The organism is Rhizobium bangladeshense, assembly GCF_001662075.1.
In the GTDB taxonomy this organism is placed as follows: Bacteria; Pseudomonadota; Alphaproteobacteria; order Rhizobiales; family Rhizobiaceae; genus Rhizobium; species Rhizobium bangladeshense_B.
In genome coordinates this window covers 1-932 of the sequence record NZ_LYPL01000099.1, presented here as the reverse complement: position 1 = coordinate 932, position 932 = coordinate 1, and the positions used below count along the sequence as shown (strand labels likewise).

At 57.9% G+C, this 932-nt stretch carries 1 protein-coding gene; it reads right to left on the bottom strand.

The features are described 5' to 3' along the window. Positions 1–486 (bottom strand): NADP-dependent oxidoreductase (locus tag A7X77_RS31665; RefSeq protein ID WP_156668219.1); only part of this gene is annotated, 486 nt, incomplete at its 3' end. Positions 487–932: the final 446 nt, after the last annotated feature.

Here is a 932-nt window from a genome sequence, read left to right as displayed (position 1 = left end):
AATGGCAAACGTCCCGACACCGCCCGAACCGGCCTGAATGAAAACCTTCTGGGCAGGCTTGACCTTGCCCACCTCGACCAGTGCCTGCCAGGCGGTCAGCCCCACCAGCGGGATGGATGCCGCCTCCGTCATGCCGAGGTTGTTCGGCTTCAGCGCCACATCGGCTTCATCGATGGCAATGAATTCGGCGAATGTTCCGACCCGATGGTCGCGCGGCCGTGCATAGACCGCATCACCCACCTTGAACCGCCTGACCCCGGGGCCGGTCCTGACGACCGTTCCAGCAACGTCATGCCCGAGGACGAAGGGCGGACGATAGGGAAGAATGAGCTTGAACTCTCCGTCTCGGATCTTGGAGTCCAGCAGGTTCACGGCCGCGGCCTGAATCCGGACAAGGACATCATTGTCCCCCAATTCCGGTTCCGGCAGGCTGGTCAGGCGCAAAGCTCCCTTCTTCTTGTACTTGTCAACGACGAATGCCTTCACAGGGCTTTCTCCAATTCGAAGTCTATTGCGGCGTCAGGCGCCAAGGGACGACAAGGCCTTCGGCACGAAATCGGCGTGTCCTCGCCCCAATCCTCGCCATTGCCCTTAGCCTTCGAACCGCCCGGTGCGGCCCTGATTGTCCCTTTTAATGATGTTTATCATTATAGATGCTTAATGATAGTCGTCATCAAAATTGTCAAGCAATATTTCTGAACCGACGCCTGATCCAATTTGCGGCATAGCTATCCATTGTGCGCAGCGAAACGCCAGCACCCCTTTCCAGGGGAACTCACCGTTAACCTTCGACGCTCACAATGCCTTCGAACTTGCCTGCGCGCTTGATCGGCACCGCAAGCCGGCCTTTCATTCCGCCCGAATGATCGGTGGCGGTCTTCGATTACGCCAAGGACGATGCGGTCCTGCGAACTGGCCATGATGGCTCTTTA